This window comes from Streptomyces sp. NPDC101181 (assembly GCF_044767975.1).
Taxonomy (GTDB): Bacteria; Actinomycetota; Actinomycetes; order Streptomycetales; family Streptomycetaceae; genus Streptomyces.
On sequence record NZ_JBIWOX010000038.1, the window covers coordinates 1 to 6,786 of the forward strand.

Genomic DNA, 6,786 nt, shown 5'->3' on the forward strand with positions numbered 1-6,786 from the left:
GGTCCCCCCCCCCCCCCGCCCCCCGCGCGCCCCCCCCCCCCCCCCGGCCCCCCCCCCCCCCCCCCGGGGCCCCCCGCCCCCCCCCCCCCCGCCCGGGGGGGGGCGCCCCCCCCCACGTCCAGGCGTCGGATGTTACGAAGCCGGGCTCTCGGCCGGGCGGATGTAGATGCGCTGGCCCACGGCGGCGGCCTGCTGCACCATCCGGTTGACGGAGGCTGCGTCCACGACGGTGCTGTCCACGGCGGTACCGTCGACGTCGTCGAGTCGCATGATCTCGAAGCGCACAGTGCTTCCCTTCGTCTGATCCTCCTGCTGGAGAACTGCTGATGCGATGGGGGCGTCCCCACCCGCGAGGATAGGAACGCGAGGTTTCCTTCGTGTTCCCCACGGGTGACAACGGCTTGCACGCTACAAACATTCCCTACGCTAAGGAAATTTTTCGGATGCCTAAATACTCACCGGTAGCCGGGCCGCCCCGGGGTCCGAGGTCGGCATGACGGAAGCGGACCCGCGGGTCCCCGGCGCGGCCGAACTCGGCGCCCGCCTGGACCGCGCCAACGAGCTGCTCGAACGCGTGCTGGTCGAGGTGGCGAAGACCCCCTCCACGCACGCCATCTTCGTGGACGCGGGCTATGTGTACGCCGCGGCCGGACTGCTCGTCACCGGCACCGAGGACCGGCGCTCCTTCGACCTCGACGCCGAAGGGCTGATCGACGCCTTCATCGATAAGGCCCGCACGATCTTCGCCGACAGCCGTCTGCTGCGCGTCTACTGGTACGACGGCGCCCGGCGCCGGATCCACACCACCGAACAGCAGGCCATCGCCGAACTCCCCGACGTCAAGGTCAGGCTGGGCAACCTCAACGCCAACAACCAGCAGAAGGGCGTCGACTCACTCATCCGCACCGACCTCGAATCCCTCGCCCGGCACCGCGCCATCAGTGACGCGGCGCTCGTCGGCGGCGACGAGGACCTGGTCTCGGCGGTGGAGGCGGCCCAGGGCTACGGGGCCCGGGTGCACCTCTGGGGCATCGAGGCCGCCGAGGGGCGCAACCAGGCCGAACCGCTGCTCTGGGAGGTCGACAGCCAGCGCACCTTCGACCTCGATTTCTGCCGCCCCTACGTCACCCGCCGCCCCGTCACGACGTACGAGGACGACACCCCGGCCCCCTCCCGGGAGGCCGTGCGCTTCGTCGGCGCGCAGATCGCGGCGGCCTGGATCGCCGCGCGGGGCCGGGAGTCCCTCGCCGACCTGCTGCCCGGCCACCCGTTCCTGCCGGGCGCGGTCGACCAGGACCTGCTGGTCGACGCCGAACGCCTGCTCCAGCACTCGCTGCGCGGCCACGCCCACCTGCGGCGGGCGCTGCGCGACGGCTTCTGGCAGCACCTTCAGGCGCAGTTCTGAACGAGGCGCGGTTCTGGACCGGGCGCGCTCTCGGACCGGGCGCGCTTCCCGACCAGCCTCGCTTCCGGACCGGGCGTGGGTCGCGCGTACGGCGGCCACCGTACGCGCGACCCACGCCGCTCAGGCGACCGGGAACGTGTCCCAGAACGCGGCGAGCGCCTGCGCGGTCTCCTGCGGGCGGGCGGTGTTGGGGGAGTGCTCGGCCCCGGCGATCGTGGTGCGGCGGGCGCCGAGACGGCGGGCCATGGAGTCGAACAGCTCCACCGGCCACACGTCGTCCCGCTCGCCGGACAGGACATGGACGGGCAGCCCGACGGCGGCCAGTTCGTCCACCCGGTCCGGTTCGGCGGCCAGCTGGGCGCCGGTCGCGATCAGCTGGGCCGGGTCGTGGCGCAACCAGCGGCGGCGCAGGTCCTCGCCGTCGCCGGTGTCCGCGTCCTGCGGCGGGTCCAGCGCCTGCATCGCCTGCCAGACCTCGTCCATGGGCAGCACGGACAGCGCGTCGCTCAGCATCTTCACCTTGTCGCGCTGGGCCGCGACCACCGCGGCGGGCCCGGAGGACATCAGCGTCAGCGAGCGGAACGGGGCGGGGTCGCTCAGGACGGCGGCGCGGGCGATCTGCCCTCCCAGCGAGTGCCCGAGCAGATGCAGTCCTCCCTCGCCGACCCCCTCGCCGCGGGCCTCCTCGCGCTCTTCGTCGTCCAGGTCGCCTTCGGTCAGGGCCGCCGCCAGGGCCAGCACGTCACGGGCCAACTCGGCCTGCCCGTACTCGTCCTGACGGCCCGTCCCCGCGGTCTCGTACTGTCCGCGGCCGTCCACGGCGACCACCCGGTAGCCCATCGCCGACAGCGGTTCGAGCAGGGTGATGAAGTCCTCCTTGCTGCCGGTGTAGCCGGGCAGCAGCAGGGCGGTGGCCCGGCCCGGCGCGGTCGGTACGGCGTCCAGGACGGCGAAGTCCCCGCGCTCGGTCCGCAGGACGCGGGAGGTGGCGCAGGAGGGCGGGGCGAAGGTGGGCGGACGGCTCATACGGCGAGGCTAACCCCGCGACCGGGGTGGCGGGCCTCAGGGGCGGCCGAACGGCCCCGGGGACTGTCGCCGGATTCGTGGAACGCGGCCGGCCCGTCGAAGTCGCTGAACTCGCTGAACTCGCCCGGACCCGTCGACCTTGTCGAACCGCCCTACGGGCCCGGAACGTCGTGCCGGGCCCGTACGGCAAGCGGCAGACCCCGGCCCCCGCGGGTGCGGGGCCGGGGCCTGCCGGTCGTGCGGTGGGGCGTCAGCTCTCGGTCGACACCGTCGCCTTGCCCGCCGGGCGGGTGGCGCGACGGCGGCGCGGCTTCGTCTCGGTGACGGCCTCGCTCACCACGGCCTCGGCCTCGGAAACCACGGCGGCCTCCTGGGTCGCGGTCGAGGTGACGCTCCGCGTGGCGCGGCGGCGGCGCGGCCTGGCCTCCGCCTCGACGGCCGGAGCCTCCGCTGCGGGCGCCGCCTCCGCGGTGGCCTCGGCCGCGACAGGAGCCTCCGCCTTCTTCCGGGACCTGGTGGCCCGGGGCTTCGTCTCCTTGGCCTCGGGGGCCTCGGCGCTCTTCGCCACCCTGGCCCTGGCGGGCTTGGCGGCCTTCGCCTCGGCGGCGGGCTTCGCCTCACCCGTGGCCTCCGGCGTCACCTGCTCCGCCTTCGGCTTCGCGGTGCGGGCCGGACGGCGACGGGTCTTCGTCTCCGGCTCGGGCTCGGCGGGCGGGGCGATCTGGAAGTCGACCTCGTCGGCCGGCTTCACGACCCGGGCGCGGCGGCGCGGCCGGGCGGCCTTCGGCTCGGCGGCGGGCGCCGAGCCGAAGGCGGCCAAGGCCACGGTCTGGAACTCGGCCGGGGCGGCCGGAGCCCGGTCGACGGGCTGGACCGTCTCCTCGGCCACCGGCTTCGCGGCGCGGCTGCGGCGTCGGCGCGGCTTGGTCTCGGCCGCGGGCTCCGCGACCGGCTCGGCCACGGCCACGGGCGCGGCCACCGGGGCCGGGACCGCCGGGGTCTCGGCGACCGCCACGGCCGCCTCGGCGGGGTTCACCCGCGTACGACGGCGACGGCGCGGCGTACGCGGCGTCTCGGCCGATCCGTCACCGGCCGGGGCCGCCGGGGCGGCCTCCTCGGCGGGTGCGGGCACCGCCGCGGCGCCCTCCGCCGGGTTCGTCCCACCGCGGGTGCGGCGGCGCTGGCGCGGCGTACGGGTGCGCGGCTCGCGCTCCTCACGCGCGGGAGCGGCGGTGGCGGCGGACTTACGGCCGCGGCCGCCGGTCTCGCCGAGGTCCTCGACCTCCTCCGCGCGCAGCCCGGCCCGGGTCCGCTCGGCGCGCGGCAGGATGCCCTTGGTGCCCGCCGGGATGCCCAGCTCCTCGAAGAGGTGCGGGGAGGTGGAGTACGTCTCCGGGGGGTCGGGGAACTTCAGGTCCAGCACCTTGTTGATCAGCTGCCAGCGCGGGATGTCGTCCCAGTCGACCAGCGTGACCGCGGTCCCCTTGGCGCCCGCGCGGCCGGTGCGGCCGATGCGGTGGAGGTAGGTCTTCTCGTCCTCCGGCGACTGGTAGTTGATGACGTGGGTGACACCCTCGACATCGATACCGCGCGCGGCGACGTCGGTGCAGACCAGGACGTCGACCTTGCCGTTGCGGAAGGCGCGCAGCGCCTGCTCGCGGGCGCCCTGGCCGAGGTCGCCGTGGACCGCGCCGGAGGCGAAGCCGCGCTTCTCCAGCTGCTCGGCGATGTCGGCGGCGGTCCGCTTGGTCCGGCAGAAGATCATCGCCAGCCCGCGGCCCTCGGCCTGGAGGATGCGCGAGACCATCTCGGGCTTGTCCATGGAGTGCGCGCGGTAGACGTGCTGCACGGTGTTCTTGACGGTGGTGCCCTCGTCGTCGGGCGACGTGGCGTTGATGTGCGTCGGCTGCGACATGTAGCGGCGGGCGAGGCTGATGACGGCCCCGGGCATGGTGGCCGAGAACAGCATCGTCTGGCGCTTGGCCGGCAGCATCGTGATGATGCGCTCGACGTCGGGCAGGAAGCCGAGGTCCAGCATCTCGTCGGCCTCGTCGAGGACGAGTCCGCGGATGTGGGACAGGTCGAGCTTGCGCTGGCCCGCGAGGTCCAGCAGCCGGCCCGGGGTGCCGACGATCACGTCGACGCCCTTCTTGAGGGCCTCGACCTGGGGCTCGTACGCCCGGCCGCCGTAGATCGCGAGAACGCGGACGTTACGGACCTTGCCGGCGGTGAGCAGGTCGTTGGTGACCTGGGTGCACAGCTCGCGGGTGGGGACGACGACGAGCGCCTGCGGCGCGTCGGTCAGCTCCTCGGGCTTCGCGCGCCCGGCCTCGACGTCGGCGGGGACGGTCACGCGCTCCAGGAGCGGGAGACCGAAGCCGAGCGTCTTGCCGGTGCCGGTCTTGGCCTGGCCGATGACGTCGGAGCCGGAGAGGGCTACGGGGAGCGTCAGCTCCTGGATGGGGAAGGGGGACGTGATGCCGACCGCCTCAAGGGCTTCGGCCGTCTCGGGAAGGATCCCGAGGTCGCGGAACGTAGTCAGGGTGCTGCCTCTTCTGTGAGACGCGGCCCGAAGGCGAACGCTGGGGGTCGTACCGTGCCGGGGTTGGTCATCCGGCCGTGGATGGGCCGGGTGGCGCGGGACCACTGCCGTCGCTCTAGCGCTCGTGCCGCTGAGGGGGCCCCTCATCTGCGGTCGTACGTGTCGCACGGACCGCCCGGAGGGCTGTCGGGTCGGAGCCGATCGGGCCACCGACCGGGCATCCTCATTCAAGGGTCGCGCCACTGGCACAGCACAGTGCTCAGCAGGCGCATTACCACTGTACCTCGGATTCGCGCATGTGTGTCGGGCGAATTCATCGGAACGGTATGACCTCCGTCGCTGACCAGGCCCTTCCGCCCCCCTCGGAGCGGGCTATCGTTCGCATCATGGAGACGCCTGACCACGCCACTGACACCCCCGCCGAAGCCCCCGCGGCCACCGGAATCGCCGCCCAGGACTGGGCCACCGCGTCCGTCGAGCCGCAGTACCGCGCCGCGGTCGTGGACCTGCTCGGCGCCCTCGCCTACGGAGAGCTGGCGGCCTTCGAGCGACTGGCCGAGGACGCGAAACTCGCGCCGACACTCGGGGACAAGGCGGAACTGGCGAAGATGGCCTCCGCCGAGTTCCACCACTTCGAGCAGCTGACCCGGCGGCTCGCGGCGGTGGACGAGGAGCCGACCGCCGCGATGGAGCCCTTCGCCAAGGCGCTCGACGACTTCCACCGTCAGACGGCGCCGTCTGACTGGCTGGAGGGCCTGGTCAAGGCGTACGTCGGGGACTCCATCGCGAGCGACTTCTACCGGGAGGTCGCCGCCCGGCTGGACAGCGACACCCGCTCCCTGGTGCTGTCCGTGCTGGACGACACGGGACACGGGAACTTCGCCGTGGAGAAGGTCCGCGCCGCGATCGAGGCCGACCCCCGGGTGGGCGGACGGCTCGCGCTGTGGGCCCGCAGGCTGATGGGCGAGGCCCTGTCGCAGGCCCAGCGGGTGGTCGCCGACCGCGACGCGCTCTCGACGATGCTGGTGGGCGGGGTGGCGGACGGCTTCGACCTGGCCGAGGTGGGCCGGATGTTCTCCCGGATCACCGAGGCCCACACCAAGCGGATGGCGGCCCTGGGACTGGCCGCGTGACCCGCTCCCCTTCCCGCTGCGCGTAACCCGCCTCCTCGCCCCGCCCGCGAGCGACAGACCTCGTTACCCGATTCCCCCGGTTCTCCCGGTTTCCCCGAGGGAGAAGCGGGAGCGGACTGGACTACCGGGCCGCCGCCGGCGGGGCGAGGCGGCGGCCGCGTGGGCGGATCAGGAGCGACAGTGTCACCGCCCCGACGGACACGGCCCCGATCAGCGTCGCCGCGACCTGGCCCGTGCCCAGCGCCGCGTGCGTCAGGCAGGCGCCGAACAGGGCGCCGAGCGCGCCGGTGGGATACACCGCGCGGGCGGGCGGCAGCCGGTCGGCCAGTGATCGCAGCGCCACCCAGGACAGGGCGAGTCCGAGCAGGGCGGAGCCGAGGAATTCCCAGATCACAGAGGATCACCTCGCGAGGGTGTGCGGGGCGGGCAAATCGGTCGTAGGCGGTACTACCCCTCACCCACGGCGGACAACCCTCCGGCGGCCCCATCCGACCCGCACGGGTAACGCCTCCGACCGCACGGGCGGCGGCGCGCGCGAGAGCCGCGCACGCGGAAGCGGGCCCGGGGGGGGGCCCCCCCGGGCCCCCCCGCCCCCCGCCCGGGGTGAAACCCCCCCCCGGGCAACACCCCCCCCCCCCCCCCCCCCCCCCGCTCCGCCCCGGCGGGGGGGGGGGGTGAGT

Annotated in this window: 6 protein-coding genes; 2 read left to right on the plus strand and 4 right to left on the minus strand. The window is 74.3% G+C overall.

What is annotated here, in order from left to right:
- Window positions 1-132: 132 nt before the first annotated feature.
- Window positions 133-285 carry a hypothetical protein gene (locus ACIRRU_RS30325; protein WP_363200998.1) on the minus strand — a complete coding sequence of 51 codons (153 nt, stop codon included), beginning with the start codon at window positions 283-285 and terminating at the stop codon, window positions 133-135.
- A gap of 208 nt (window positions 286-493) precedes the next feature.
- On the opposite strand from ACIRRU_RS30325, the gene ACIRRU_RS30330 reads away from it, so the two are divergent.
- On the plus strand, window positions 494-1,405 hold the full coding sequence (locus ACIRRU_RS30330; RefSeq protein WP_403685661.1) for an NYN domain-containing protein: 912 nt from the start codon (window positions 494-496) through the stop codon (window positions 1,403-1,405).
- A 120-nt stretch (window positions 1,406-1,525) separates the two neighbouring features.
- On the opposite strand, the gene ACIRRU_RS30335 is transcribed toward ACIRRU_RS30330, so the two are convergent.
- Together ACIRRU_RS30335 and ACIRRU_RS30340 are read right to left on the minus strand one after the other, a co-directional pair.
- Window positions 1,526-2,431, minus strand: coding sequence for an alpha/beta fold hydrolase (locus tag ACIRRU_RS30335; protein ID WP_403685663.1), 906 nt, complete (start codon window positions 2,429-2,431; stop codon window positions 1,526-1,528).
- Window positions 2,432-2,681: 250 nt separating this feature from the next.
- Window positions 2,682-4,883: a DEAD/DEAH box helicase gene (locus tag ACIRRU_RS30340; RefSeq protein WP_403685667.1), complete on the minus strand. Its 2,202-nt coding sequence runs from the start codon at window positions 4,881-4,883 to the stop codon at window positions 2,682-2,684.
- A gap of 476 nt (window positions 4,884-5,359) precedes the next feature.
- Here ACIRRU_RS30340 and ACIRRU_RS30345 point away from each other — a divergent pair, with 476 nt between their 5' ends.
- Window positions 5,360-6,106: a ferritin-like fold-containing protein gene (locus ACIRRU_RS30345; protein WP_363200995.1), complete on the plus strand. Its 747-nt coding sequence runs from the start codon at window positions 5,360-5,362 to the stop codon at window positions 6,104-6,106.
- 121 nt (window positions 6,107-6,227) lie between these two features.
- On the opposite strand, the gene ACIRRU_RS30350 is transcribed toward ACIRRU_RS30345, so the two are convergent.
- Window positions 6,228-6,500, minus strand: coding sequence for a hypothetical protein (locus ACIRRU_RS30350; protein ID WP_403685665.1), 273 nt, complete (start codon window positions 6,498-6,500; stop codon window positions 6,228-6,230).
- Window positions 6,501-6,786: the final 286 nt, after the last annotated feature.

Bases quoted from the DNA above. Each gene is read 5' to 3' on its own strand.
- ACIRRU_RS30330 (WP_403685661.1), top strand. From the start codon at position 494: ATGACGGAAGCGGACCCGCGGGTCCCCGGCGCGGCCGAACTCGGCGCC.
- ACIRRU_RS30335 (WP_403685663.1), bottom strand. From the start codon at position 2,431: ATGAGCCGTCCGCCCACCTTCGCCCCGCCCTCCTGCGCCACCTCCCGC.
- ACIRRU_RS30345 (WP_363200995.1), top strand. From the start codon at position 5,360: ATGGAGACGCCTGACCACGCCACTGACACCCCCGCCGAAGCCCCCGCG.